Origin of the sequence: Gilliamella sp. Occ3-1, from assembly GCF_001690655.1 — a bacterium.
Lineage (GTDB): Bacteria > Pseudomonadota > Gammaproteobacteria > Enterobacterales > Orbaceae > Gilliamella > Gilliamella apicola_P.
In genome coordinates this window covers 1-1,261 of record NZ_LZHQ01000036.1, presented here as the reverse complement: position 1 = coordinate 1,261, position 1,261 = coordinate 1, and the positions used below count along the sequence as shown (strand labels likewise).

General features: G+C 25.8%; 1 protein-coding gene. It reads left to right on the top strand.

Features of this window, described 5'->3' with window-relative positions; translation table 11 throughout:
- Positions 1 to 1,261 (top strand): tetratricopeptide repeat protein (locus tag A9G43_RS10595; RefSeq protein WP_141674075.1); only part of this gene is annotated, 1,261 nt, incomplete at both ends.

Sequence of the window (1,261 nt, the reverse complement as noted above, 5' to 3'; positions counted from 1 at the left end):
TACCAAATTTTAGCCGAAGCGAGTTACCATCAATATCAACCATCAATATTTTTTGATAATGCTGATATAAATTTTGAACAAATTAAAGATAACAAAACCAAAGCTTTGATTTTAATGGCTTGTGAAAAATGGGAGGAAGCTTATTCATACTGGGATATAGCAATTAATAAACAAGAGATTGATTACTATTATCAATTAATGTGTTATCAACATATTTATCATCAAGGACATAAATTAGCAATTAACATTTCAGATTTAGAAAAACTAACTGAAAATAAAAGTGTTTTATATTTATTTAAAGCATTAATATATAATTCTCAACAGAATTTAGAGGATGCAATAAAACAACTTAATTTATGTCTAACTTATAATACCTCTTCTTTATTTTTGAAAAGATATCAACCCCAATTATTGTTAGCCGATATATATAGGCGTATAGGTGAATTAGCTAAATGTCACTCACAATTAATTGATTTTGAAAAACATACTAGAAATAATACGCAATGTCGTATTCAAATAGCTAAATTAGCTTTGAAAAAAAGAAATTATGCTAAAGCAATTAATCAATTAAAAAGAGCATTTAGTGACAATTACTTATCAGAAATGCCTATTTCCATGTTGAGTAATTTTACTTATAGTATTTGTTCAAATCATGAATGGAATTTAGTAATGGATTGCGCTCAACAATTATTACTTGGTGACAACAAACATAAAAATATTGCATACCAAATTTTAGCCGAAGCGAGTTACCATCAATATCAACCATCAATATTTTTTGATAATGCTGATATAAATTTTGAACAAATTAAAGATAACAAAACCAAAGCTTTGATTTTAATGGCTTGTGAAAAATGGGAGGAAGCTTATTCATACTGGGATATAGCAATTAATAAACAAGAGATTGATTACTATTATCAATTAATGTGTTATCAACATATTTATCATCAAGGACATAAATTAGCAATTAACATTTCAGATTTAGAAAAACTAACTGAAAATAAAAGTGTTTTATATTTATTTAAAGCATTAATATATAATTCTCAACAGAATTTAGAGGATGCAATAAAACAACTTAATTTATGTCTAACTTATAATACCTCTTCTTTATTTTTGAAAAGATATCAACCCCAATTATTGTTAGCCGATATATATAGGCGTATAGGTGAATTAGCTAAATGTCACTCACAATTAATTGATTTTGAAAAACATACTAGAAATAATACGCAATGTCGTATTCAAATAGCTAAATTAGCTTTGAAAA